Origin of the sequence: Mucilaginibacter pedocola (genome assembly GCF_002013915.1) — a bacterium.
GTDB lineage: Bacteria > Bacteroidota > Bacteroidia > Sphingobacteriales > Sphingobacteriaceae > Mucilaginibacter > Mucilaginibacter pedocola.
The window spans coordinates 63,145-89,458 of sequence record NZ_MBTF01000023.1 but is presented as its reverse complement, the minus strand read 5'-3'; the positions used below and the strand labels follow the sequence as shown (position 1 = coordinate 89,458).

The window sequence follows — 26,314 nt, the reverse complement described above, 5'->3', positions numbered from 1 at the left end:
ATCCGCGAATAGATGCTTCGTCCCTCAGCATGACAAAGGCTCTTTTTCTTTTTGTCATCCTGAGCGATAGTGAAGGATCTGTTAGCCACAATACAATTGCCGCTATGCAAATTCGCGAATAGATGCTTCGTCCCTCAGCATGACAAGGGCTCTTTTTCTCCCCGCCGTCGTTGGTGTTATCACCAGCGACTCCAACGCTTGTTGAAACCTCATATTGTCATTGAGCTAATGGTCTCGCGGTTGTCATGTATCTGAGGGCATTACGGGCTTGTTGGTGATAACACCAACAAGGGCATAAAACTACTGCAACAACAGCTTCAAGTTCAAGCCAAAGTTGGTAAACGAGGTGTTGAACGTTTGCGAAGTATAGGGTTTGGTGATATTGCTATCGTAGAAGATATTGAGGTTGAAGCGCTGGTTTATTACATAATCTATCGACGGGCGCATGGTGATATTTTTAGCACCCGATGATACTTCGGCATCTTGTACATCCGCACGGTATATCAGCGTTTTGTTATCGCGGATGGCCACATCCAGCTTAAAGTTTACATCGTTATTGGTTTTGCCCGCAAGCAGGCCAAACGGCATCCTGAAGTTTTTAGGGCGGTAGCCGAAACCGAATACAATGATATTCTCGCTCTGTTGCGCCAGCTGGCTGTTCAACAAGCTCAACGCCAAAGTACGCGTTTTACGGAACTCCATATTGGCTGTCATGCTGTTTTTAAAGCGTACATCAACACCCAGTAAGGGCACAAATTGCTCGAAGATGCTCACCTGCGTCATCTGGAAGAATGGCAGGAAGTCGTTATTCACATCGCGGGCGCTAACTGCTCCGTTTGCCTCTTGATATTGCAGCAGGGTGGTATAACCATTTACGTTGTACGATGAGCGGTAACCATGCTTCAGGTCAAACGAATCGAATATCTCGGTAAAGAATGGCATTTTACCCAAACCGTTATAGCTTACCTGCCAGTTGGGTATAGGCGTTACCGGGAACTGGCTTAACGATGCACTTGCCGCATTTTTACCTGTATAAGCCGCTAAAAAGGCCGGTATTAAAACGTTCTGCGCGTTGGCGCCGTAACCATCCACAAAGCCATCGGTTAACGTGCCGGTAGAGTTGGGGTTGGTAACACCCAGCCTGCGCGATATCACCTCCCTATTAGCTAAAAACTGCTGGAAGGTGGTAGAGTTATTGGTACCGCCGGTAGTTTTAGAAAATGCCGTAGCGAACGACAATATCGAAATACTGTAAGTACCCGTAGTTGTAGGGCTCAAATTCTCTATGGAATTACTGCTGGCCAAATACTTAAAGTTGGTTTGGTAGTTACGGTCCTGGGTTTTAAAGGCAATCAGCTCTATGCGCAGGTCTTTTATCGGCTCTATGATGCTTCGTAGGCGAAGGTCGGAGTTAAAGGTGCGTACGTAAGGCTGGTTTTGCAGGGTGTCACGGGTTATCCAGCCATTGGCAACTGCCTGGCTACGCAGGTCGGCCTGGCTGCCTAACAAAAAGCCTAAGCCCGGAGAGTTATAACTAAAATCCTGCCCGAAGAAATTCGACTGCGGCAGATAGCCCGGCAGGAAGGTGCCCTCAGTGCGGGTATAAGTACCGCTAACATTCTTCAAGCTGGTTAATAAACCAAGGAAGAAACCCTTCACCCCTCCCTTATCATTCGGCCCTTTGCGCAGCCCCTTAAATTTGTTGTAGAAGGTAATGAAGTTCAGCGTAGGGTTCAGTTGTACGGTGCGCGAGTTTTGTATGCTATTGCCAATGTTATACTCGGGGTTGTTAATAGCAAACTCGGGTTGGGTTTGCCAGTTAAAATGCGTGCTGTAACGCGCCACCAACGCCGTCCAATCTAAACCCGGCACCTTGTTTATAGGCGTGGTGTAATTAAAGTTAATAGTGTGGTTGTAATTGGTAGTACGCCCCAGCCTTTTCAGGTTTTCCCAAAGGGTATCGCGCTTCAAACCATTAATTCGCCCGGCGGGCTCATCCACCACCGAAAGGTTGGTAGCATCGATATCCATCTGTAAGGACTTCGACAAGTTCCAGCCTATACCGTAAACGCGGGTAATGTTAAAGTTTTTATTGAAGGCCGTAGGTATCGGTATAAAATTATTCGGGTCGTTATTACGCAGGGTGTTCTCCGAATAGAACCTATCGAAATTGATGCTAAAATTCAACCTTGATGGCAGCAGGCTGAAGTTAAAATCTCGCGCCAGGGCCAACAGGTTACTCTTGATCACCTTCTCAAATGGCGAAATATATTTCGGCTGGTTGCTATAGTTATAGGCCAGGCTTACACGGTAAGTGCGGGCTATATCACTCTCCACAATAAAATCGTGGTGGGTGTATTCGGTATAGGCGTAGGTGGCGTTAAAGTTCTCAATATCCCAAACGTGTACAGGCGCGCTGGCATCGGTACGCTCTTTATGCACGTTTGTAAAGTTGATGCTTTTGCGCATGGTATAATCTATAGATACATTCCGTATCGAATCCCTTGCCTGCGATGTTGGGGCGGCAGCTAAAGTTTTCTTCAGCTCCACATCCGGCGATTGCGGGTCGTACTGCGGGGTAGCCACGGCATTACTCACGTTCACGTAGGCCGGTATTTTTATTCCGCTCTTCGCCGGGAAGAACTTGCCCAACTCCACGCTGCCCGATATATCATAAATCTGGTTGTCGCTCCTGCTCCTGTCGCTCACCCGCGAATCCAGCGAGCCAAAGCCCACCGTACTCTTACTGCCGGATATGGTGATGTTGGCAAAATCGGCCAAAGCAAAATCGGCCCTTGCTGTTGCCGCCCAACCGCCGCGCTGGTCAAAGTCCGTTAAGCGCAACTCATCAAACCAAATGGTACCGCTCTTATCTAAACCGTCGTCGGGCCCCGAGTTGTTGCCTTTGTAAGGGTTACGCACACCCAGCATAATAGTACGCAGGCGGCTCAAGTCGGGCTGGCCTTTTATGGTTACTTTATTGGCGCCATCGGTATACACAAATGGCGTGGTGAATGGCCATGGTTGGCCGTTCAGCTTGGCATTATTACGAGCCAGTTTGGCGCTGGTCAGCAATTCCAGTTGCAGGTTAAGTTCGTTATTGGCAGGCCAAATAGCGCCGGGGTCGCGGGTGCCGGGCTGGGTAATGGTAAGCGGCACCTCGTACTCGTAGTAGTTATCTATATAATCCACACCTAAACGCACGAAGGCATTCAGGTCCTTGTCATTAAGTGTTTCACCTTCCGCGTGGATGAACATTTGTATCTTTTTGTACGAACGCAGGTCGTTATAAAAAGTACGGAAGGCCGCACGCGAATAACCATCGCGCAGGTTGGCCACTTTCAGCGATAGCGATTGCTCGTTCAGCTTGGTATCGGTTTGCAGGTTGTTATAGTTACGCTGGCGGTTAATGCCCGGCGGCACTACATAAGGTATTGGTGTACGGTTACCGTTCTCTTCGATGTTTACAGCCTGCACATCCAGTTGCGAGCCATCCACTACAGGGTTTTGTATGCTTGGGTCTGCAATAACATTCAGCGGATTATTTTCGGCATTAAAGGTACGCCACTCGCCGCGTACCAGTTGCAGGGTTGCAAAACGCAATACCGAGGTATCGGCAAAGTTGGTCATGAACATACGCATAAAGCGGATGGCCTTAAAATCCTGTATGTTGCCCACCTTGCTTTGGTAATCGCCAATGGGTATCCTAAACTGGTACCAGGTAGCGGCTTCGGTTTGGCCGTTGGCCAACTTAACGTTCGAAGTTACTTTGTCGGTAATATAGTTTTGGCCAACCAACATATCCTGCGGACGGATAGATATACGGTACTGGTAGTACTCGTCGGTTTGGCTCATGTTATTATCGCGATTAATGTCCTCGCCATCGGGTAACGATGTTGATGCCGAAGTTTGCAGCCCCAATTCCGCTTGCGATTGCTCTGCTGTTTTAGAGTTACCCTCGCTACCATTGTAACGGCTGTAACGTTCCAATATACCGGCACGTGCCTGGTCAAGCTCAGGCCCTTGGTAGTAGCGGTAGTCGTCAGATGATGGGTCGGCAGTAAATTCGGCTGCGGCTTGCGGGCTTAATACCGCTTTGGCCTGGTTCACAATACTGGCAAATTTGGTTTGCTCGGCGGCACTGTTCAAACCATCTAAACCCACATCCTGCAAAGCGCGAGAGCTTGGGTTGTTATCAAAAGCGTTAATAACCGGCTGCAGTTTTGATACGCGGCCCCAGTTGGTTTCGTCGGTTTTATCAGTAGCGCCATCTACCGGCAAGCTATTCTCTAAACTCTTGCGGCCGTCTTTCAGCACATCTTCAGATATGCTACCCAAGTTAAAGTAAAGGTCACCACCCTGCGAGCCGGGTTTGTAAATGAAGGGGTCCAGCATCCAAAACTCGATGTAGCCAATGTTATTCGATTCGAAGTCGTTAGTCTCCAGCTTGCGGAACAAGCCCCCCCAGCGTGTGCGCGGGTTTAGCAGGTGCCCATCGTTACTAACGCCGGTGGTGCTGTAGTTATACGGGCCGCGCACAGTTGGGTAAAAGGCAAGGTTAAGCGTAGCCAAAGTAAGCGGCTGCCCGGTTACCGATTGCTTATACGGGAACACCTCCTGCTCTATCACCTGCCTTACGTAATGGTTAGATAAGTCGGTACGGTTCACCGGGATATTGCCTGCGTTGGTGTAAAATATCGGATCGATGTTGTAGAAGGCAAGTCGGGCACGGTTGAATCCATAGCTCAGGTCATCAAACAATTGCGACTCGGGGAACATTTGCGGTGTACCCGATATCTGCCAGCTTACGGCGCTTTTCACATCAATAATAGAGCGGCTATTCTCAAAATCGTCCAAATAAGAAGTACCGTTCTTCGAGCCTGCAAAATTCAGGGCGCCCGGGCTACCCGGCATCAGCTTGGCAAACTCACCGCTTAGATTGATGGTTGATGGTGCTTTGGTGTTTATCAACGGTATTTTATCCACCAACCGCGTCAGAAGCCTTGATGTAGTGCTGTAGTTAGCATCGAAACCGAAAATACTGTTAGAGATAGACTCCTCGCCCACTATTTCGTTTTGGGTGATGGGCTGCTCGGTTAGGTGCATAAAGGTGGCACCCAATGCAAGTTTGCTGTTGGCGCGGTAATCGAGCCTGGTACCCCAAAGCGATTTTTGCTGAACGCCAAACAGCTCGTTATTCTCCAGCTTGATATTGATGGGTTGCCCCGATTGAAGCAATGCACTGTTCAATATCCGGATACGGCCCGAGCTGTAATCTACCGTATAATCCGAACCCTCGTTCAATTTCAGGTTACCCGCTGTTACCACTACCGAACCTTGCGGAATATTCACAGCGTTCAGTTGATATTCCGAGCCTTGTGTGGAGGTGTAAGTACCCTTTATTAAATACCGGTTAAGTTTGGGGAACAGTTGCTGCGCAATGGTCTTGGTAGAATCGTACAACGGTTGATAGGTATACCGCGTTACCAAATCCGTTTCGCCTGCGGTGAATTGTTTTGCCAGATCGGATCCAAAGGGCTCTATCACGGGGAACATAATGCGCCCGTTTTGCGAATCGATGGTAATGCCCTCCAAAAAGTCGAAATAGCCATCGGGGCGTTTATCGCTCTGCTGATCCAGATTATCAACACCTGTTAGCTGCATCCAGCGTTTGCTCTTGGTGTTGGTACCCTCGTCCATTATGGTTTTCTCAATACCCGATTTATCATCCAAACGGCTAATGTTCAGTTTAAAGTTTGATGAACTGATGCCGTAAGCTCCCAGCGAGTAGATGTTTTTCATCATCAGGTCCCAGGTGGGCAGATTGGTTTTCAGCAACTCGTTCTTCAGCAACTTTACGAACAGCACTTTGGGGGTATTAGGGTCAACCGCCACATCACTGCTGAACTCCCCCACCTGGTAAACCTGCCCGTTGTATGAGTATTGGTAGGCCACAGCTAAAACCTGGTCGTTCTCCAGCGGATAGTTTAGCGATATATAACCCAATTGCGGGTGCAGGGTAAACTCTTTCTCGGTAAGCTTGCGGGCGTAGGTTAGCTTGGCATAGTTATCGGTAGCGCCTGAAGAGCGGAAGAAAGTTGCAACTTCGTTAGAGTTGGTGCTACGTGCACCGGTGGGCAACTGCGACAATAGATTATTCGATTGCTGCGGGAAGCCTGGGCCACTAAAGCCGGCAGGCAAGCCGCTCGCGCCGGGCTGTATTAACGTAGTATTGTACGGGCGGTTCTCACCCAAATCCAAAAAGGCCAATATATCGCGGCTATCGGTAGTTACGTTGGTGCGGTTGGTTGTCCAAACTTCAATTTTTGTAATGTTGATATTGGAACTAATAATGGGGATATTAGCAAGCGCGCGGTTATAGTTGTTCCTGAAATATTGCGACAGGAAGAAGTGCTTGTTAGATTCGTACTCGGCAGCGGTTAGCGATATATTGCCCTGCTGCGAGCCATTGGTAATGGTAATATTTTTTGATTGCGAGCGCTGTTGCGATAAAATGGTGGTAACATCCAGCTTGCCGAATTTCAGTTTGGTCTTCACCCCGAACAGTGCCTGGCTACCGGTAATGAGCGAAGTATTCAGTGGCATACTTACGGTACCCGCCTCTATCTTTTGGATAATTTCGTCGGGGTGGCCGGTGTAATCCAACTTTATCTGGTTCTCAAATTGGAACTGCGCCTCGGTATTATAGTTGGTACTAATTTTTAGTTTATCGCCAATATCGCCTGTAACGTTCAGTTGTATACGCTGGTCGAAATTGAAGTTGAACTGGTTGCGCTGGCGGGTATTGAAGAGTGGATTCTCGTTCTTATTTATTTGCCCTGCCAAAATAACCTCAGCCGAACCTTGCGGACGGATGTTGATGTTAGAGCTGCCAAATATCTGCTCGAAGGTTTTGCTGCGCACTTTTATGGCCGGTATAAAGCCCGGCTGCTGCGACTCGTATGCATAATTATCTGCCAGTTGCCTGTAATACTCGCGCTGCATGCCTTTTTGCTGCAGTTTCAGGTATTCCGATGGGCTTAAATACAGCGGTACGCCATAATTCATGTTCCCCAGCTTTTTGCGGATAATGTAGGAGTTGGTCTTCAAATCGTACTCCACGGTACTGGTTACGCCCGGAGGGTCAACATCAAACAAACCCTCCAACGCCCATTGGTTACGGGTTTTGGTAAGCTTTGGCTTGTTGCTCAACGGTGCCGTATTACGCGGGCGGCTGGTATCTTGCGGAGCTGTATTCTGCTGGTTTGTTTGTGGTACATTTTGCTGCCCCGGACGCTGTTGCGTTGGCGGTTGCTGTTGCGGAAAACCCGGTTGTTGGGTGCCCGATTGCTGCCCCGGGCGGGGTATTGTGGTTTGCCCCGGTATCTGATTTTGGGCTAATAACTTCCCGGTTCCGCATAAAGCGGACAAAAAAATAGTACTAATAAAGATTTTAAAAGTAAAATTTTTAACCAAGTGTTATTTTATATTAGGGTAATTATAAGCTTTTTAATGCAAATTTAATAAGTTGTTCTACACTTAACGTCCCACCATTTTTAGCTATCTCCTGGTCTAAAACCTTTTCGGCCGCATTGCGCGCAAAGCCGAGCATAACAAGGGCAGCAAGAGCTTCCTCCTTAGCGGTTTTCAGGCCCGGAACCACCGTAAGCGTGTCCGGCCCTTCTTTTTTTAATTTATCCTGAAGTTCTAAAATTATGCGTTGCGCAGATTTAGGCCCGATACCTTTTATCCTTTGTATAAGCGGAACATTCCCCTGCACTATCGCGTTACGTATCTCATCGGGGGTGATGGAAGATAACATCATACGCGCTGTGCCCGGCCCTATTCCGGATATTGATACCAGATGTAAAAAAAGCCTGCGTTCGCCCTCGTCGGCAAAACCGTAGAGGGTGTGTGCATCTTCTTTTACATGTAACCAAACGTACAACTTGCACCTTTCAGTATCTGAAAGCTTAGAAAAAGTATTTACCGAGATATTGATGTGGTAGCCAACACCTCCAGCATCAATTACCACATGCGCCGGCCCCTTAAAGGCCATGCGCCCATCAATATAATCGTACATACTTTATTTCTTTTTTTGCGTGGCCGATGCAGTTTGCTTTTTTTCCTGCGCATCAACCACGGCAATAGTGACCATGTTCACAATTTCTCTAACACTACTATCTAACTGTAACACATGCACCGGCTTTTTAAGGCCCAGCAAAATTGGGCCTACCGCTTCGGCACCACCAATTTCCTGCAACAGTTTATAAGCAATGTTACCCGATGCCAAGCCCGGGAAAATCAGCGTATTGGCCGGTTTCCCGTTCAGCATCGAAAACTCGAAGTTATCCTTCAACAGATCCGGGTTGAGGGCAAAGTTTGCCTGCATCTCACCATCTACTATCATGTTGGGATATTTCTCATGCAATATACGCACCGCTTCGGCAGTTTTTTCAGGAATTTCACCTTTGTTTGATCCGAAGTTGGAGTACGATAAAAGCGCAACCCTTGGCTTAGGTATAAAGTGCGAAACCGCTTTTTCTACCAGTACGGTAATATCCACCAATTCATCAACAGTGGGGTTGATATTTACTGTAGTATCGCCAAAGAACACAGGGCCTTTTTGGGTTATCATTAAGTACATACCGGCAACACGGTTTACGCCCTCGTCGGTACCAATAATTTGCAGGGCAGGTTTAATGGTGTCTGCGTAGTTCTTGGTCAAACCCGATATTAGTGCATCAGCCTCGCCAAATTGTACCATGCAGGCCCCATAGTAGTTACGGTCGCTTACCAGTTTACGGGCCTCTTGTTTGGTAATACCGCGGCGCTGGCGTTTTTTGTACAGAAACTCCGTGAACAGCTGTACACGGTGGCATTCATCACGGGTATCTATCATTTGCGCATCGCCCAGATCAAGCTCGTTTTCGCGGATGATGGCCTTTATCTTCTCAATGTTGCCCAGCAATATCGGCGTAGCTATACCCTCGTCTTTTACAATTTGGGCGGCTCGCAAAATTTTGTAGGTATCGGCTTCGGCAAATACCACGCGTTTTGGGTGTTGCTTGGCTTTGTTGGTAATATCGCGCATCAGCTTATTGTTGGTGCCCAGGCGCGATAATAGTTCTTCGTTGTAAGCATCCCAATCGGTAATTACCTTGCGGGCAACACCGCTTTCGATAGCCGCTTTGGCCACAGCCGATGACACCTCGGTTATCAGCCTTTGGTCCATCGGTTTAGGGATGATGTAATCTTTACCAAACTTCAGGTTGGTAATGTTATAAGCTAAGTTAACCGCTTCCGGTACGGGCTTTTTCGCCATTTCGGCGATTGCCTTTACCGCGGCTATCTTCATTTCTTCGTTAATAGCAGTAGCCCTTACATCCAACGCGCCACGGAATATATATGGGAAGCCCAATACGTTATTCACCTGGTTAGGGAAATCCGACCGGCCTGTGGCCATAATGATATCCTTACGTGCCGAAACCGCCAAGTCGTAATTTATCTCGGGCTCCGGGTTGGCCATAGCAAATACTACCGGGTTTTTAGCCATGCTCACCAGCATAGCAGGCGTAACCACATTACCTGCCGATAGGCCTACAAAAACGTCGGCATTCTTCATGGCATCGGCAAGAGTTTTTACATCTGTGCGCTCGGTGGCAAACTCCATGCGGATATCATCCAGGTCCGTGCGGTTGGTATCCAGCACGCCGTTGATATCGAACATTACAACGTTCTCTTTTTTCACACCCAGCGAGAGATACATTTTAGTACATGATACCGCCGCAGCGCCTGCGCCGTTCACTACCAATTTTATTTTGTCAAGCTTTTTGCCCTGTATTTCGCAGGCGTTCATCAGGGCCGCGCCCGATATAATGGCGGTGCCGTGCTGATCGTCATGCATTACCGGGATGTTCATCTCCGCCTTCAACCTGCGCTCTATCTCGAAACAGGTAGGGGCCGATATATCCTCCAGATTCACGCCGCCGAAAGTTGGCTCAAGTGCTTTTACAATGGTTACAAACTCGTCGACACTCTTGGCGTTCACCTCCAGGTCGAACACGTCGATATCGGCATAAATTTTAAACAGCAGGCCCTTGCCTTCCATTACCGGCTTGCTGGCCTCGGGGCCTATATTACCCAGCCCCAATACAGCGGTACCGTTGCTGATAACCGCCACCAGGTTACCCTTGGCGGTATATTTATATACATCGTCTACGTTCTCCGCAATGGCGCGGCAAGGTTCGGCAACACCCGGCGAGTAAGCCAGGGTTAAATCGCGCTGCGAATTGGTAGGCTTGGTTGGCACTACCTGAATTTTACCGGGGCGGCCCTTAGCATGGTAGTTAAGGGCATCCTGTTTGCGTGTTGGTTTATTCATTCTTCTCTAATTCAAGCCCTCAAAATTACAATTACCTTTTTGAAAGCCGGTAATAAAAAGGCCGGGTTTTGGAGGTAATTCTCCAAACCCGGCCCACATTAAATATCAATTACCCACGGCTTAAGTTCACCGTAAGGCCTGCCACAAGGCGTATGGTTTTGCTGCTGCCCAGTTGTTTGTTCCAGGCCATCAGGTCTTCTACTTTCAGTCCGTATTTGGTGGCAATATCTGCCAGTGTATCGCCTAATTTAGTAATATAGGTAGCCGGGATGTTAGGCTTTGGGCCGCTTGCTTCGGCAGTAGTTACAGCCGGGGCAGTTTTTGTTACGGCAGGGGCAACCGCCTGCATAGTTTTGGCAGCAGCAGGTGCCACGGCAATTACCGGCGGCTTAATTGGTGCCGGCGGTGGTACATAAACCGGATGGTACGGCGGTATTACAAACGTAGGGTTATCTACAGCTTCCGCTAAAATAGCAAAGCGCTCCTTGCGCGTATGCGGTGCCAGTAACTGCCTTGGCGCGGTAGCCGTGCCATTTACAATAAGCATGCGGTAACCGGGGTTAAGCACCACTAGATCCTTCAAATCCATACCCAAAGCGGCGGCTAAACGGTTCATGGGGACCATGCGGTTAATGCTCAGCGTATCGTTCTCCATCGAAATATCGGTAGGCTGCGCGCGTACACCGTGTTCGGGGTAATAATTCATCATATAGCTGATGGCAATATAAGCAGGCACATAGCCACGCGTTTCGGCAGGCAGCAGGGTGCGGATAGACCAGTAATCCGTAGCGCCGGTTTTGGCCAGTGCATTTTCTACGTTGCTTTTACCGCAATTGTATGAGGCTATGGCCAGCAGCCAATCGCCAAATTGCTGGTAGGCATCGCGCAGGTAGGCAGCGGCGGCCGCGCTCGATTGTATGGGGTCGCGGCGCTCGTCTACATAGTCGGTCATCTTCAAGCCGTATATCTTGGCCGTTTCCGACATAAACTGCCATGGCCCGGCAGCACCCACGCGCGATACGGCATTGGGGTTCAATGCCGATTCAACTATCGAAAGGTATTTTATTTCTTCGGGCACCCCGGCATCGCGAAGCGCCTTTTCGTAAATGGGGAAGTAATATTTAGAGAGGCCAATAAAGCGGCCTATCTCATCGCGGCGGCCCATGTAGGCGTCTATATAGCCCTGTACAAAATTATTATAATCGAGCGGGACGTCTTTTTGGATAGCATCCAGGCGGCGTTTGTAAATAACATCCTGGTATTTTGATACGGCCACTTCTTTTACAGGGAGAAGGGCCGCAGTATCTGCCGTTGGCGATTGCGCGAATAAGCGATCGGCCTTCATCACCTGCAATGCTGCCACGCAGGTAATAAACGTAAAGAATTTCCTCATAAATCCAGGTTATACACGGGAACGGAAGCCCGTAAAACTATCTACTAAAGTATAATTTTTTTATAGCTGAAGAAAATATTCGGAGAAGTTCAAGAGTTGTTCTTCGGCGAAACCTTTAGCCAATAACTGTAAACCTAACGGCAGCCCTTTGCTGTTATTGCCCCTCGGTAAGGATATGGCCGGCAGCCCGGCAAGCGATGCCTGCACTGTAAAAATATCGTACAGATAGGTTACCACCGGGTCTTTTTCCTTTTTGCCTATCGGGAAAGCAGGCTCGGGCGCAGTTGGTGTAAGCAGGAAATCGTACTCGCCCAATATAGCGTTAGTTTGGTCGCGGATGAGTTTGCGCACCTTTTGGGCCTTTGCGTAATAGGCATCGTAATAGCCAGCGCTCAGTACAAAGGTGCCCAGCATAATGCGGCGCTTCACCTCTTTACCAAAACCTTCTGAGCGCGAAAGTTTGTAGGTTGATATCAGGTCGGTAGCATTGGGGCTGCGGTAGCCGTAGTGCACGCCATCGTAACGAGCCAAATTGCTCGATGCTTCGGCCATGGCCAATATGTAGTACGATGGTACCAGGTAATCCAGGTACTCGAATGATATGGGTTTAACCGTATGCCCGTCGGCACGTAGTTTTTCTATAGCGTTTATCAACGTATTCTTCACCTCGGCATCTACGCCGGGGCTCGATATGGCTTCCTGTAAATAGGCTATTTTCTTTTTGCCGTTATCAGGCTTGTGTGCTTCTGCTTTGGGTAGTTCTTTACGCGACAGGGTACCGTCGAACTCATCAGGCCCGCCCATTATCTCTAACAGTAAAGCTGCATCCTCTACCGACTTGGTAAGTGTACCCACCTGATCGAACGATGAGGCGTAAGATATAATACCATGGCGCGATATACGGCCGTAAGTTGGCTTAAAACCTACTACACCGCAAAACGATGCGGGTTGCCTTACCGAGCCGCCGGTATCGGTACCAATTGCCGCGTGGCACATACCTGCCTGCACAGCCACCGCCGAACCACCGGACGAACCACCCGACACGCGGGTTTCATCGGCAAAGTTCTTCACCGGGCCGAAGAACGAGTTTTCGTTAGCGGCACCCATGGCAAACTCATCGCAATTGCAACGGCCTATAATAATGGCATCTTCAGCTAATAAGCGCTCAACAATGGTGGAGGAATAAATGGAGGTGAAATTCTCCAGTATGCGCGATGATGCTGTTACCTTATGATCTTTATAACAGATATTATCTTTAATACCGATAACCATACCGGCTAAGCGGCCGGCAGTACCGGCTTTAACGCGTGCATCAACGTTTTTGGCGGCAGCAAGCGCGTCCTGCTCAAAAACCTCGTTAAAAACATTTAAGCGGGCGTGGGCCTTTATCTGTTTCAGATATTCTTTAACCAGGCTTTCGGCTGTAACGGAACCGCTTTGTAACCCTCTTTTTATCTCGGTGTAAGAGGTAAAATTTTTAGACATGGGGCCTAAAATAAAAAACTTATCTGTTGAAGCATAACTATTTCAGCAGATAAGTTTATAAGTTAAAACAGCTAATTAAAGCTGTTGCTACCATACAGGCAATTACACTTTCGGTTTTTCTTCCGATGCGCTGCCGCCTTCGCCGTTTTGGGCGTCTTTAAATTCTTTAACGCCTTTACCCAAACCTTTCATTAGTTCAGGAATTTTTTTACCGCCAAACAATATCAGTATTGCGATAATGATCAGAATAATTTCCGGTGCGCCTAATCCCATTTTCTTAGTGTTTAATGTAATTTAAATTTTTTTGTTGACTTATTTATATTCTTCGTCGATAGTCGTTTTGGTTTCTGCTTCGCCTTCTTTGCTCAAATTGATACTCGAAGCAGTATTTGCGCTGCCGGTAACCGGGTGTTTTATTTCGGGCACTTCTTCGTAAGTTTCGGGTGCCTCGGGGTTACCAAGCTCGGTATAGGTGGTTTCTTCTTCAATGGCATCGGTAGCCGAGTAATGGCTTTCGTATGCCGGCATAGTACCTTCTATTGGGGTGTAAGCCGGAGTGGTTGCTTCGGGCAGTTCTTCCTTCGGTTTATCTTCGAGGGATTTCTTCAACTCGCTCTTTTTATCCTCGTAGTTATTTATCTGGTTGTTTATCTCGCGCTTCACATCGTCAGATGCATCTTTAAAATCGCGTATACCCTTGCCCAGCCCACGTGCTATCTCGGGCAACTTCTCGCCGCCAAACAGCATCAGCGCCGCAAAAATGATCAGTATCATCTCGCCGGTGCCTATATTCAGGAATGCAAAAACCATGCTCAACATCTTATCTCACAATTAAGGTTACAAATATATACAATATAAACGCAATGGTTTACTTTTTAGTTTGGCGCTAACCATATCTTAGGGTCCACAAAGGTTTTGCCCTTGTTCAAAATAAAGTTAACTGATGATTCGCCGCTTAGCTGATCGGTAGCTACAGTACCTATAGTTTGCTTGGTACTCACTTTTTGCCCTGCAGACACGCTTACAGAACGAAGGTTTGAGTACGATGTAAAATACTCGCCATGCTGAACGATAACCAAATAAGTCCCGCTTATGTCCATCACCCTTTTCACTTCTCCGTCAAAAACGGCACGAACTGCTGCACCGGCAGGTGCCCTAATCTCCCAGCCATTATTCTCATTCCGAATACCATCTTCTACATAAACTCCAAAATAATGTATAGGCTGTCCGTTAGCAACCGGCCATGGCAAGCGGCCACGGTTACCCAAAAAGTCGTTAGAAAGCCTGGCAGCCTCGGGTGTTGCGTTCAGCGCTTCACTGTCGGTTTTCTTGGCTATAGCTACCGGTTTCTTGGTTACGGTTGGTGCTGGTGCATTAGCATTCTCTGCTTTGGCTTTTGCAGCGGCGGCGGCTCGTGCGGCTTCTTCTGCGGCCGCTTTTCTACGGGCCTCCTCTTCTGCCTTGCGGCGAGCCTCTTCAATTTCGCGGGCAATTGCACGGGTGATCTCGCGGTTGGTCTTTAATATCCTTTGCTGCACATCGCGTTGCTGCTGTTTCAGTTCACCCTGATGTTTGCTTAGGTCGCTAATTACCTTTACCTGGCTGTTTTTAGCCTTGCCCAATTCTTCTCTTTCCTTCTCCTGCTCGTTCAACAGGTTGTTCTTCTCTTTTTTGTCTCTATCAAGCCCAATAATTTTTACATGCAACTCTTTTTGGGTTCCTTGTATATAGCCTGCCTGCCTTTCGCGATAGGTGCCAAATTGCTGCAAATATTTTAAACGGCGGTAGGCCTGGTTAAAATCCTTCGCGGCAAAAATGAACATCAGTTTATTGTAGGCACTTTGGTTGCGGTACGCAAAGAGTACCATACCTGCGTATTCCTTCTTCAACTGGTCGAGCTGGCTTTGCAGGTTGCGCACCGTGTTGTTACTTTCAGATATCTGGTTATCCAGGTTGCGCACCTCGGCATTGATATTCTGTATTTTCTCCTGCCGAAGGTTTATCTGAATTTTTAAGTTATTAAGTTGTTTTAACGATACCTTTTTATTCTTGGCCGTCTCTTCGTACTCCTGGTTCAGTTGGTTCAGTTCTTCCGTAAGTTTATCTTTACGGCGCTTCAACTCCGCGCTGCTTTGTGCGAACGCTGCCGAAGCTGTACATACAGCAATAACAATAAGGAAGGCTTTAAAAAATTTCATTCACCAAAAATAGTTTTTTAATCAGCAGGTTGGTAACTTTTTGGAATACTGAAGGGGTACTCCAGCACCTTATCAAACTCCAGTTGTGTATAACGCAGGTTGGCCACTACTTTATTGCGCGGCGCGGTAGAGTTTATATCGATCTGCGATGGCAGCATACGGTCGCCGGCCTGTGTAAATACCCGGTTGGTCACCTCTAAACTCTGCCCGGCATCCTGGTTCACCAAATTGGTTTGGGTAACGCGCAGATCGGGGCCTAACAATAGTTTGTATACAATAGCACCCTGCAGGTTACCCGCCACTAAGGTATTGGTGCCTTCGGGGCTAAGCTTAGCGCTAGGGTTCAGTAATTCGCCAATGGCATTACCCAGCAGCAACGATTGTATGGTTTTGAAATTTACCTGGCTGCCTGCATATCGGTGCACATAGCTGAAAGGCTTTTTCAGGTAGATATTCTGGAAACGGTTAACCACCTGTATACTATCGGGCGTAATTAGGGCACGAGCAACTTCCAGTCCCGCAATGGCGGTAATGGATATCCATATCTTTTGGTCGCGGTTTATGCGGATGTTCAGCGTGCAATCGTTCTCGTCGCCATTAACGGCCAGCTTTGCTTTGGCTTTACCGGAAAAGGTATTAAAGGTGATCTGCTTAGAACGTATGACCGCCAGTTTTTCGGCCACGTTGTTGGGCTTTACTGTAGCGGTGCTATCCTTTGTAGGGCGTTGTACCTCTACCAGCTTTTTCGACTTACAGCTTGCCGCTGTAACCAATAAAGCAAGGAGGGCTATTTTATTCAGAATATTTCTTCTCATTTATCTTTTTATCTAATACAGGCGACGCTGCGCCTTGCTTTTTGGCCTTTTGCCAGTTTTGCAGGGCACCATTAGTATCGCCCAAAAAGTATAATATATCGCCGTAGTGCTCGGTTTTTACCGCGCTGTCGTCCTTATCATGCGCCAGCGATTTTTCTATCCAAACTTTTGCCTCGGCATAATTCTTCTGCCTGAATAATATCCAGGCGTAAGTATCTTCAAAAGAGGCGGTATTAGGCTGCAACTCGTTACTGTGTTTTGACATGGCCGCTGCCTTATCCAAGCGCTCGTTCCTTAACGACAAATAGTACGCATAATTGTTCAGCGTGAAAGCGTTATCGGCATTATAGGTCAACGCTTTCTCATAGGCATCATCAGAGTTTTTATTATCGCTGATGGAATGATAGGCATCGCCGATGCCCGAGTATACCTGCGATAGCATATCTGCATCGGCAGCCTCCAGGCTTGCGGCATTTTTTAAATAGCCCAGCGCCTTGTTATAGTTTTTGCTTTGCAGCCAGGCCACGCCTACCAAATAATTCATCCATGCCTGGTTAGGGAAATAGCTCAATGCATTCTCGCCATCCTTTATCGCGGCAGTAAAATCGCTTTCGGCCATCTCTATACGCACCAATTGCTCCTGCACCTGGTACGATTGCGGGTTCAACTCTACCGACTTTTTGTACATCGGCCTCGCCTCCCGGTATTTCTCATTTTGCACCAGCATATCGCCATAAATGGCAAAGCCTTTATCATTGTCGGGGTGCACCTCGCTAATCAACCGGCTAAGTTCCAGTGCTTGTGCTTTTACTTTCGGGTCGGTAAGCCGGGGGATAAGGTCGAGCACTATGCGCACCTTTTGCTCCACATTCACATCCGGATTGGTAAATGCTATTTTACGCTCGTTAAAGCTCGCGTCAAAATTCTTTTGGTCTTTATAAACATCGGCCAGGGCCATGTGCAACAAACCAATGCCTTGCCCGCTTATTTTCTCTTTATCTAAAGCGGTAACGCCCTTGTTTAATATATCAAGCGCTTTATCGTTAAGGCCATTGGAATTATAAACCTCGGCAAGCATCAGGTAGTACTTAGGGTCGGTGGGGTTGGCTGCAATTTGTTTCTCCAAATCGCCCGAAGCACGGTCAACCTTGCCTTGTATCAGGTATATTTTTTGGCGGTTGGCCTGCAGTTGGTCGGTAGGGCCGGTTATGCTTTCTACTTTATCGTATAGCTTTATGGCCTCATCAAATTTACGTTCGGCCGCAAACACGCCCGCTTTGCCAAAATAATAATCGGGTTTTTCAGGGTCAATACGTATCAGCTGGTCGAAAGATTGGGCAAGTTTGGGCAAATCGTTATTGCGCTCATAAATGTCAGCTAACGATAACCAATACCATTCGTTATCGGGGTTTACAGTGGTTGCCTTCTCCAGCAACGGGGTTGCCGCTTTGTAGTTATTCTGGCTTTTTTGCAGGTTAGCCAGTTCGTACATCGAGGCATCGTTATTGGGGTCTATCGCCAGCACCTGCCCAAACATTTCTGACGCGAGGCGGGTATTGTCGGTAGTTTTTTGCCGAAGGGCGTTAAAGAAAAGGTCCTTCACCTTCATGCTATCGGCATAGCTAAGCTGCTTTTGAGGCACGGCGTTGCCTGCGCCTTTTTGTTGCGCAAAAGCGGCCATCTGTGAGCCTGCAAGTAAAATAGCCAACGCTGCTTTTCTCATTTGCTAAATATAGCTTTTAGTTCTTTCCGTTCGGTATACAGCGCGCCAAGTGCAAATAAAATAAATAGCCCGTTGCCGATAAATATATTACGATTGAATAAGCTGAACGATATGTAAACGAGCACAAGCGATATTATAATATAGGCCAGGTGTTTTTTTAGCATGTATGGTATGGGGTAATGCTTTTGTCCCCATAGGTAGCTAAGCACCATCATGGTGGTATAGGCCGCCAGCGATATCCATGCCGAAGCAATATAGCCGTAAAACGGAATGAATATTACATTGAGTATAATGGTTACCAACGCCCCAATACCCGATATGTAAAGGCCATACTTAGTTTGGTCGGTAAGTTTGTACCATACCGAAAGGTTCATATAAATACCCAGGCTAACATAACCAAACAATAGCACCGGTATCACCTCAATACCCGACCAATACAATTGTGTCTGTGCAGGATTTCCGCCTCTTATAAAATACTTCAGTATTTCGATGTTGGCTACCAACGCCACAAATATCATACACACCGCAATTACAAAATAATGCATTATGCGCGCGTAGGTTTGTTTGGCGTTGCTGTTACTGGCATGGCTAAAAAAGAAGGGTTCGGCACCAAGCCTGAAGGCGTTCACAAAAATGCTCAGGAAGACGGAGATTTTGGCGCATGCTGAGTAAATACCTACCTGCGTGGCACTCGTGCTGATGGGTAGTATCTTGCCCAATAGTATTTTATCCAGGTTCTCGTTTACCAGGTACGAGAAGTTGGCTATCAGAACGGGCCAGCTGTACATCAGCATTTCGAGAATAAGTGCCTTGCTTAATCTCGGCCTCAGTTTTACAAACTCGGGTAACAGCATAATAGCGGTTATTGAGTTGGCAATGAAGTTGGAAAGGAACACATAACCGATCCAGCCTTGTTTAAACCATGGGCTTACCAGCGATGCCCCCACCCATTTATTGTTAACTATAGCAGGCAAAACGTAAATAAAAATAAGGTTGAGGCTCACGAACATCATAACATTAACAAACTTGAGCATACCATACCTGCCCGGGCGCCCATCGGCACGTAGTTTAGCAAAGGGTATTACCGAAAGCGCGTCAACCACCAGCGTGCCGATAAAAAATTTGATAAACAGTATGTACTCGGAAACAGGTGTTGATGGGTCTATACGTATCCAGGTAGTGATAAGCCCGGCGAATGGAAAGGTAAACAGCACAAACAGTAACGATACCATTAGCACCACGCCAAAGGTATTATTATATACGCTTTGCTTATCATCGGGCCGTTTATTGAGGTAACGGAAAAAGGTAGTTTCCATTCCGAAAGCCAGCAGGGCGTTCAGCATAGAGGCATAACTATACAGGTTGCCAAAAATACCGTAAACCTTGGTTGGGAAGGTGTGGGTGTATACAGGCGTGAGGAAAAAACTTAACACACGGCCGGCAATAGTGCTTAAGCCATATACCAAAGTTTGTCCGGCGAATTTTTTTGCGGTTGACAATCGGCGGGAAATAAAGTGAGCAGATTATTTTTTTACTACCTCAAAATTACGATAGTTTTTTAATTCGCCGTCATGCACTTCTACAGCAGTAACTTCGGCATCTTCGGGGCCTTCGTGGCACCATTCTAAGAACATATCCATGGTGATGGTATCAGCAGCTTCGGCTTCTATGGCAACATCGCCGTTAGGCAAATTTTTAACCGTGCCGCGCACGCCCAGCTGGTCGGCAACGGCTTTGGTTGACTTACGGTAGAAAACGCCCTGTACTTTGCCTTTAACCGTTATATCGAGATGTTTCATTTTGGTGAGTGGTTGATTGAGTTAAGTGGTGAGTAGTTGTATGACTCACAACAGCATAAACAACGCAAAATAACTTAAACTTGTTGGCACTCTAAAGAGATAGCCACAAATAAAGGCGGGCAAAAGCAACCGTTCACCAAATCAACCATTCACCTTACACCAACCTACGAACTTTAGTTTCAGGCGTAATTTTACCACCATCCAACCCGGTGATGAGGTTCAGGCCCGGGGTTTTGCCGGCTTCTATAGTGCCTTTAGTGTTATCGATATCTAAAAACCGCGCCCCGTTTATAGTGCCCCATTGCAGCAAGGTGTCGAAGCTTAGCGATGGGATATTTTGCTGCAATGTACGCATCTCGCTGAGGATGCAAAGCTGGCCATTTGATGCCAGGCTATCGGTGCCGAGGGTGATGTTCAATCCCTGGTTTATAAACAGCTCTACTTTGGGCAGGCGTTTCTCGATATACAAATTGGCATTAGGGCAAAAGCACCAGTTTATTTTACGGTCGAACCGCTTAATGAAGTAGATATCCTTCAGATTAGTGCAGGTATTATGCACCATTAATATTTTTTGGCGATTGGTAAGCAGTGGTATAACCGATTGGATAGAGTTGCGCGCCTGCGGCCTGAAGTAATCTATATTGATACCAAAGTGTTTGTACATATCAATAAAACCACCCAGCTTGTAACGGTAAAACTTGTTCTCGTCTTCGCACTCCTGGTTGTGTATACTGATGAGGTTTGTACCGCTATCGCTGTAGCGTTTAATGAGTTTGAACAGCTCTTTTGAAACCGAGTAAGGCGCATGCGGCGTTACCGAACTGGATAACGGTTTAAACTCTTCGGCAAGGGCAACGGCCTTTTCAAAAAGCTCTTCGGCACGCTCAGGTAGAAAGCCGAATATCTCTATAAACGTGTGGTAATAGAGGTTGCTTTTGTTTTTTATATCAATTGTAAAATTACTGTTACTTATATCACCAACGGCCACAATGCCGTTTTCACGCATCTCTTCGTCGGCTTTTTGGGCGGCATCAATAACAGCTTGCTTATCAATATTGCGGAAGTTTTGAACGTCCTGAATAAAACTAATGAGCCCGCCACCAGGGGCAATTTTATCTTTAAGGTGAGAGAGTTCGGTGTGGCAATGGGTATTTACAAAACCGGGGACAATTACGCCGCTAAGACGCTCTGGTTTAGTTTGCTGTAAATCAACTCCTTGACTATCACTAACGGAAACTATTTTCCCGTCGTCGTCAACTGTTACTATTCCATTTTTTATTGGATCGGCATAAACAGGGTAAACGTAATCGGCTATAAAACTTTTCATTCAAGTAAAAAATGGCATCTTCTAAAAACAATTTAACCCCATCCAATTTAATTAAATACAATTAACTTTTAGTTATTGTTTTTAATGTTAGAAATGAATGACTTTAAAAAAGCAGCGGAATTTTTAAAATTAAGTACTTTTGCACCGTGAACGCAAAAAAAGATAAAATAGACATCCGCGGCCTTGACCTTCAGGCACTTCAGGCGCAATTCACCCAGATGGGTGAGAAGGCTTTCAGGGCTAAACAGGTGTACGAGTGGCTTTGGAAAAAGTCGTGCATATCTTTTGAGGACATGAGCAATCTTTCTAAAGAACTACGTACTAAGCTTGATGAGAAATTTACTATCAATCATGTTAAAATAAATACTTCACAGGTTAGTGCTGATAAAACTATAAAAAATTCTTTTATATTACACGATAACCATTTAATTGAGGGTGTTTTAATACCCACAACTGAGCGAATGACGGCCTGCGTATCATCGCAAGTGGGCTGTAGTTTAACGTGTAAGTTTTGCGCCACGGGCTACATGGAACGCAAGCGCAACCTTAACCCCGATGAGATTTACGACCAGGTTGTTTTAATTGATAAGCAAGCGCGCGACAATTATGGCATCCCCCTATCAAACATTGTGTACATGGGTATGGGCGAGCCCTTGCTTAACTATGCCAACATGATGAAATCGGTAGAGCGTATTACCTCGCCCGAAGGTTTGGGCATGGCGGCAAAACGCATTACGGTATCAACCGCAGGTATTGCCAAAATGATACGCAAACTTGGCGACGACCAGGTGAAATTTAACCTGGCGCTATCGCTGCATGCCGCTAACGACGAAAAGCGCAACACCATAATGCCCATAAACGAGCAAAACTCGCTAAAGGCATTGGCCGAAGCTTTAAAATACTATTACGCAAAAACCAAAAACCCGGTAACCTACGAGTACATTATTTTTGATGGCGTAAACGATAACCTGCAGGATGCCAAAGAGCTGGCAGCCTTTTGCAAGCACCTGCCCTGCAAGGTAAACATCATTGAATACAACCCCATTGCTTTTGCCAGCTACATAAACGCGGGCGAAGATAAAGTAGAAGCTTTTGCCGAATACTTGCGCAGCCAGGGTATAAACACCAACCTGCGCCGCAGCCGTGGCAAAGATATTGATGCAGCTTGCGGGCAATTAGCCATTAAAGAAAAAGGCAAAGCCGAGGTAGTGGAAGCATAATATCGATATTCCCACCGGACTGTACAAATACCCATTCTCATTTCCCATAAAACAACAACGCCCTCCCGGTATTCCGGAAAGGCGCTGAAGAACTATTAACTCTTATATAATCTCTCTTTTAAATTATTGTGCCGAGCGGGCCTGGTTTTTCATTTGCTCGTTGGCTACAATTACAATTTCTACACGGCGGTTTTGCGCGCGGCCGTCAACAGTGTTGTTATCTGCAATTGGCTCGCTTTCGCCTTTGCCCGATGTGCTTAACCTTGATGCAGCAACGTTACCGGCAGCGATGAATGATTTTACCGATTCGGCACGGCGGATAGAAAGATCCATATTGTGTGAATCTGAACCTGTGTTATCGGTATGGCCTACGATCAGGATGTTAGTTTGCGGGTTGTTTACCAATGAGGTAGAAAGATTTTGCAGGTTGGTACGTGCAGCAGCCTTTAAAGCAGATTGGTCGGTATCAAATAAAATACCCGAATCAAATTTCACCAAAATACCTTCGCCCTCGCGGATAACGGTTGCACCCGGTACAGTTTGTTTAATCTCAGCAGCCTGCCTATCCATGTTACGACCAATGAAAGCACCGGCTGTACCACCAACGGCACCACCAATAATAGCACCTAATGCAGTATTACCCGCAGCTTTACCAATAATAGCACCTATAGTACCACCGGCACCCGCACCAATGGCAGCACCTTTTTGTGTTTTAGTAAGCGAGTTACAACCGGCACCCAAAATGCCTAATGAAGCTAATGCAATACTGAAAGTAGCTATTTTTAATTTCAAAGTTTTCATGTTATAAAGTTGATGTGTATGTAAGCATGACAACTGCAAAGCAGGTGCCAAAACCTACAGAGCGAAAGCAATGGCGCCGATTATAAATCAGCCTTAATAATTGATAGTTTGACTATAATTTTTTAATGATTAGTAAAGCCGGAATGAAAGAATGGCAGGCAGTTTATACGCCACAATTATACACTGACTGCATTTTAGTACAACTTTGGCACAATGCCATATTAGGCACGCAAAAGTTTTGCCGGAATAGAGAGGATAAACGTACTGCCAACACCCTGTTCCGACTGCACCTGCACATCTATCTGGTGAAAATCGGCTATTGATTTTACGATGGGAAGCCCCAACCCGAAGCTGTCTTGTTTTAGCGAGGCCTTCAGTTTTTTAAATCGGTTAAATATAAATGGCAGTTCGTCTTCGGCTATGCCTATACCTGTATCGTTTATATTGATGCGGTAGCCACCCTTAAACGGCTCGCCGGTAATAATTATGGCACCATCGGGCTTATTGTATTTAATGGCATTATTCACCAGGTTGAACAGCAAGTTGAACAGCAGGAACTTGTTTACGTTTACCAGCGTGGCATCTTCAGTTAAAGCAATGCTGAACCCAATATTCTTCTCCTGCAGGCGTATGGATATCTCCTCATAAAGCTCCTGCAGCATATCGTTTAATGATATCTCGTCTTCTTTCAAAAACTGTTCATTTTCTATCTGCGATATCAGTAGCAGGGTTTTGGTAATACTTTTAAGGCGGTTAAGTATCCTTTGCATCTCCAGCAAGCGCACCTTCAATTCGTCAGCAACATCCTCCTGTTCAAACATGTTCTCGATCTTGGTTTGAATGATCGAGATAGGGGTCATCAACTCGTGCGAAGCATTGGAGATAAACTCACGCTCTTTTTGAAAGGCACGCTCAATAGTGGCTATCATTTTATGGATGCTGAGGTCGAGGTGCTGAAAATCTGATGTAGTGGTTTTTATGCGGCTATAAGTAGTAAAGCTCGGGAATTTGGCACCCACTAACTTGGTGCGGATAATGCGGCTGAGTGGTGCGAGTATATAGTTAGAGTACACCTGGTCGGCAATAATGGTAAGCATTATCATGCCTAACAGCAGCAAAAAGGCTATGGTTTGCAGCGGGCCGGTGGTATCGCCTATGGTTTCGGTACTTTTGCCTATTTCCAGCAGGTAGTTCTTTTTCCCGGCAACAAAGGTGTGGCTTAATATGCGGTAGTCTATGGTATCGCGCTCTACCAGTCGCCGTTCGTTTTGTATGGTGTCGGCGTAGTAGTCGGGCTCCACCTCATCCAAACTTATGTATTCTTCTTTAAGCGGAAGATAACTACCGTAGCTTTGCCCATCTTCAATATAGGTTTTAATACCCTGCTCCCTTACTATTTGCAGCAGCTTATCTTTTTGTTTAATGAGCCTATCATCGGTATAGTTGCGGTTGATGTTCTCGATAATAGAGGGCAGCAAGAGCACAAAAAGGGTTACTATCACCAGTTTAGAGATAGCATTAAACAGCGTTAGTTTGGTTTTAAGTTTCAAATACCTAAACGTTTGTTTTGATGCGGTAACCCAACCCGCGCACAGTTTCCAGCCAATCGGCGGCGGCAAAGGCGCTTAACTTTTTGCGTATGTTTTTTATATGTGCATCAATAAAGTTCGAGTCGTAATCATCATTAACCACGCTACCCCAAATATGTTCGCTTAGTTGCGCGCGGGTTAGCGTGCGGTTTTTATGCAGAATAAGGTAAGCTATCAGGTCGAACTCCTTTTTAGTAATAGCGCTCACCGCGTTGCTCATATAGGTAATAGTGCGGTCGGTAAGGTTTACTATAAAGCCATCAAGGTTTACGGTTTGGTTAACCAGCCCAAATTTGCGGCGCGTAATGGCCTGCATACGGCTTTGCAACTCCAGCAGCGAAAAGGGCTTGGGCAGGTAGTCATCAGCACCAAGGTCCAACCCTTTAATGCGGTCGTTCACCTCGGCGCGGGCCGTCAGGATAATACAAGCAGCTTCGGGGCGGTTTAGTTTGGCTTCTTTCAGCAGGTCGAGCCCGTCGTAATCGGGCAGGCCAAGGTCTATCAGTATAAAATCGTAAAGGTTTATGGCAATTTTTTCGGATGCCGAAGCACCGTTGTAGCATACCTCGCAAATAAAATTATTCTTGGATAGGAATAGTTCCACTTCGTCGGCAAGCGCCCTTTCATCCTCTATAATTAAAACATTCATCAGGCATCAATAAAAAACGTAGTAAAACGTAAGGTTATAAAACGATTCGCGGCGGTTGCGCAAAGAGCCTTCCACGTTCACGGGCATCGAGTACCGGTACGAAAACTCCAGCGTATAATGCGGCCTGTTGTATGAAACAGGCACTTTAATACTGTAGTTAAGCATGGTGAAGCGTGCGTTGGCCCTTGCACCTATGGCATTCTCATTCCGCACATAAATATTGTTGGCCTCCAGGCGGTACTTATGGTCGATAGAGTAGCGCTGCACAAAATTTTGCGTACCCAATATAAAGTTGAACGATGGGTTGATAGATAGGTAATCCTGATCGTCGAAAATACTCCAGCTGCTTTCCCAGTACTTAGAGTTGCTTACGGTAGCAAAAATATCATACGATTTACCGAAGAGGTAATCGCCGATTATGCTGGTTTTAAATGGCCCCCAATCGTAGGAGTTTTTGAAGTTGATATCGTTAGATGATGCAGATTTAATGATCTCCGACTCTTTATTAAAAATGAAACGCGTATAACTGATAGTACCGGTAAACTTTTTTGATAAACGGTAAAAATACCCGCCGCCAACATCAATCTCATCAACCGAGGCATTATAACCCAGCACCTTTAGCGCGGAGCCGTACACAAAAAAGCCCGACTGGTAGTTAATAACCATATCTGCCGCCACAAAAGGGTATTTGTATGGGCCGGTGCGGCCAAAAAACAAAGCATCGCTGCCATAATTTATCCCCGCCGAAAGCGAATTTTTCTTTACCGGCTTGGTAGTATCGGCTTCGGCCGGTTTTAGGGCAACCGTATCAGCATCGGCAGGCAGGCGCTTCTTCAGGGTATCAATAAGCACAGGCTTAGCCATTGCCGCGTTAAGGGTGCCGCAGCTCAATATAAAAACCAGTATGCCTAAATATTTCATTATTAAATTA

General features: G+C 46.6%; 18 protein-coding genes. 1 reads left to right on the top strand and 17 read right to left on the bottom strand.

Annotated features, from left to right (window positions below):
* Positions 1–300: 300 nt before the first annotated feature.
* From sov to BC343_RS17835, 13 genes are all read right to left on the bottom strand, one after another.
* Positions 301–7,431, bottom strand: coding sequence for a T9SS outer membrane translocon Sov/SprA (gene sov, locus BC343_RS17895; protein WP_238381802.1), 7,131 nt, complete (start codon positions 7,429–7,431; stop codon positions 301–303).
* 67 nt (positions 7,432–7,498) lie between these two features.
* Complete coding sequence (gene ruvA / locus BC343_RS17890; protein WP_078349164.1) at positions 7,499–8,083, bottom strand: Holliday junction branch migration protein RuvA; 585 nt, start codon at positions 8,081–8,083, stop codon at positions 7,499–7,501.
* Positions 8,084–8,086: 3 nt separating this feature from the next.
* Positions 8,087–10,384 carry an NADP-dependent malic enzyme gene (locus tag BC343_RS17885; RefSeq protein ID WP_078349163.1) on the bottom strand — a complete coding sequence of 766 codons (2,298 nt, stop codon included), beginning with the start codon at positions 10,382–10,384 and terminating at the stop codon, positions 8,087–8,089.
* A gap of 109 nt (positions 10,385–10,493) precedes the next feature.
* The gene (locus BC343_RS17880; RefSeq protein WP_078349162.1) at positions 10,494–11,777 is read right to left on the bottom strand and encodes a lytic transglycosylase domain-containing protein; all 1,284 of its coding nucleotides are present in this window, start codon (positions 11,775–11,777) and stop codon (positions 10,494–10,496) included.
* A 60-nt stretch (positions 11,778–11,837) separates the two neighbouring features.
* Positions 11,838–13,262, bottom strand: a complete 1,425-nt coding sequence (gatA, locus tag BC343_RS17875; RefSeq protein WP_078349161.1) for an Asp-tRNA(Asn)/Glu-tRNA(Gln) amidotransferase subunit GatA — start codon at positions 13,260–13,262, stop codon at positions 11,838–11,840.
* Positions 13,263–13,364: 102 nt separating this feature from the next.
* On the bottom strand, positions 13,365–13,535 hold the full coding sequence (gene tatA / locus BC343_RS17870; RefSeq protein ID WP_078349160.1) for a twin-arginine translocase TatA/TatE family subunit: 171 nt from the start codon (positions 13,533–13,535) through the stop codon (positions 13,365–13,367).
* A gap of 39 nt (positions 13,536–13,574) precedes the next feature.
* The gene (locus BC343_RS17865; RefSeq protein WP_078349617.1) at positions 13,575–14,072 is read right to left on the bottom strand and encodes a Sec-independent protein translocase subunit TatA/TatB; all 498 of its coding nucleotides are present in this window, start codon (positions 14,070–14,072) and stop codon (positions 13,575–13,577) included.
* A 65-nt stretch (positions 14,073–14,137) separates the two neighbouring features.
* Positions 14,138–15,460 (bottom strand): murein hydrolase activator EnvC family protein, encoded by a 1,323-nt coding sequence (locus tag BC343_RS17860; protein ID WP_078349159.1) that lies wholly within the window; start codon positions 15,458–15,460, stop codon positions 14,138–14,140.
* A gap of 17 nt (positions 15,461–15,477) precedes the next feature.
* Positions 15,478–16,275, bottom strand: a complete 798-nt coding sequence (locus BC343_RS17855) for a DUF4292 domain-containing protein (RefSeq protein WP_078349158.1) — start codon at positions 16,273–16,275, stop codon at positions 15,478–15,480.
* Positions 16,253–17,998 (bottom strand): tetratricopeptide repeat protein, encoded by a 1,746-nt coding sequence (locus BC343_RS17850; protein WP_078349157.1) that lies wholly within the window; start codon positions 17,996–17,998, stop codon positions 16,253–16,255. Before BC343_RS17850 ends, BC343_RS17855 begins: the two co-directional genes overlap by 23 nt.
* Positions 17,995–19,497 carry a lipopolysaccharide biosynthesis protein gene (locus BC343_RS17845; RefSeq protein WP_078349156.1) on the bottom strand — a complete coding sequence of 501 codons (1,503 nt, stop codon included), beginning with the start codon at positions 19,495–19,497 and terminating at the stop codon, positions 17,995–17,997. Before BC343_RS17845 ends, BC343_RS17850 begins: the two co-directional genes overlap by 4 nt.
* Positions 19,498–19,521: 24 nt before the next feature.
* Entirely contained in the window at positions 19,522–19,797 is a 276-nt protein-coding gene (locus BC343_RS17840; protein ID WP_078349155.1) for an acylphosphatase, read from the bottom strand.
* A 154-nt stretch (positions 19,798–19,951) separates the two neighbouring features.
* Positions 19,952–21,124, bottom strand: coding sequence for an amidohydrolase family protein (locus BC343_RS17835; RefSeq protein WP_078349154.1), 1,173 nt, complete (start codon positions 21,122–21,124; stop codon positions 19,952–19,954).
* Between the two features lie 146 nt (positions 21,125–21,270).
* On the opposite strand from BC343_RS17835, the gene rlmN reads away from it, so the two are divergent.
* Entirely contained in the window at positions 21,271–22,344 is a 1,074-nt protein-coding gene (gene rlmN / locus BC343_RS17830; protein WP_078349153.1) for a 23S rRNA (adenine(2503)-C(2))-methyltransferase RlmN, read from the top strand.
* A 123-nt stretch (positions 22,345–22,467) separates the two neighbouring features.
* Here the strand turns inward: rlmN and BC343_RS17825 are convergent, their stop codons facing one another.
* From BC343_RS17825 to BC343_RS17810, 4 genes are all read right to left on the bottom strand, one after another.
* Entirely contained in the window at positions 22,468–23,145 is a 678-nt protein-coding gene (locus tag BC343_RS17825) for an OmpA family protein (RefSeq protein ID WP_078349152.1), read from the bottom strand.
* A gap of 221 nt (positions 23,146–23,366) precedes the next feature.
* Positions 23,367–24,695, bottom strand: a complete 1,329-nt coding sequence (locus tag BC343_RS17820) for a sensor histidine kinase (RefSeq protein WP_078349151.1) — start codon at positions 24,693–24,695, stop codon at positions 23,367–23,369.
* Between the two features lie 4 nt (positions 24,696–24,699).
* The gene (locus BC343_RS17815; protein ID WP_078349150.1) at positions 24,700–25,383 is read right to left on the bottom strand and encodes a response regulator transcription factor; all 684 of its coding nucleotides are present in this window, start codon (positions 25,381–25,383) and stop codon (positions 24,700–24,702) included.
* Between the two features lie 6 nt (positions 25,384–25,389).
* Positions 25,390–26,304: a hypothetical protein gene (locus tag BC343_RS17810; RefSeq protein WP_078349149.1), complete on the bottom strand. Its 915-nt coding sequence runs from the start codon at positions 26,302–26,304 to the stop codon at positions 25,390–25,392.
* Positions 26,305–26,314: the final 10 nt, after the last annotated feature.

Bases quoted from the DNA above. Each gene is read 5' to 3' on its own strand.
- ruvA (WP_078349164.1), bottom strand. From the start codon at position 8,083: ATGTACGATTATATTGATGGGCGCATGGCCTTTAAGGGGCCGGCGCAT.
- BC343_RS17885 (WP_078349163.1), bottom strand. From the start codon at position 10,384: ATGAATAAACCAACACGCAAACAGGATGCCCTTAACTACCATGCTAAG.
- BC343_RS17880 (WP_078349162.1), bottom strand. From the start codon at position 11,777: ATGAGGAAATTCTTTACGTTTATTACCTGCGTGGCAGCATTGCAGGTG.
- gatA (WP_078349161.1), bottom strand. From the start codon at position 13,262: ATGTCTAAAAATTTTACCTCTTACACCGAGATAAAAAGAGGGTTACAA.
- tatA (WP_078349160.1), bottom strand. From the start codon at position 13,535: ATGGGATTAGGCGCACCGGAAATTATTCTGATCATTATCGCAATACTG.
- BC343_RS17865 (WP_078349617.1), bottom strand. From the start codon at position 14,072: ATGGTTTTTGCATTCCTGAATATAGGCACCGGCGAGATGATACTGATC.
- BC343_RS17860 (WP_078349159.1), bottom strand. From the start codon at position 15,460: ATGAAATTTTTTAAAGCCTTCCTTATTGTTATTGCTGTATGTACAGCT.
- BC343_RS17855 (WP_078349158.1), bottom strand. From the start codon at position 16,275: ATGAGAAGAAATATTCTGAATAAAATAGCCCTCCTTGCTTTATTGGTT.
- BC343_RS17850 (WP_078349157.1), bottom strand. From the start codon at position 17,998: ATGAGAAAAGCAGCGTTGGCTATTTTACTTGCAGGCTCACAGATGGCC.
- BC343_RS17840 (WP_078349155.1), bottom strand. From the start codon at position 19,797: ATGAAACATCTCGATATAACGGTTAAAGGCAAAGTACAGGGCGTTTTC.
- BC343_RS17835 (WP_078349154.1), bottom strand. From the start codon at position 21,124: ATGAAAAGTTTTATAGCCGATTACGTTTACCCTGTTTATGCCGATCCA.
- BC343_RS17825 (WP_078349152.1), bottom strand. From the start codon at position 23,145: ATGAAAACTTTGAAATTAAAAATAGCTACTTTCAGTATTGCATTAGCT.
- BC343_RS17815 (WP_078349150.1), bottom strand. From the start codon at position 25,383: ATGAATGTTTTAATTATAGAGGATGAAAGGGCGCTTGCCGACGAAGTG.
- BC343_RS17810 (WP_078349149.1), bottom strand. From the start codon at position 26,304: ATGAAATATTTAGGCATACTGGTTTTTATATTGAGCTGCGGCACCCTT.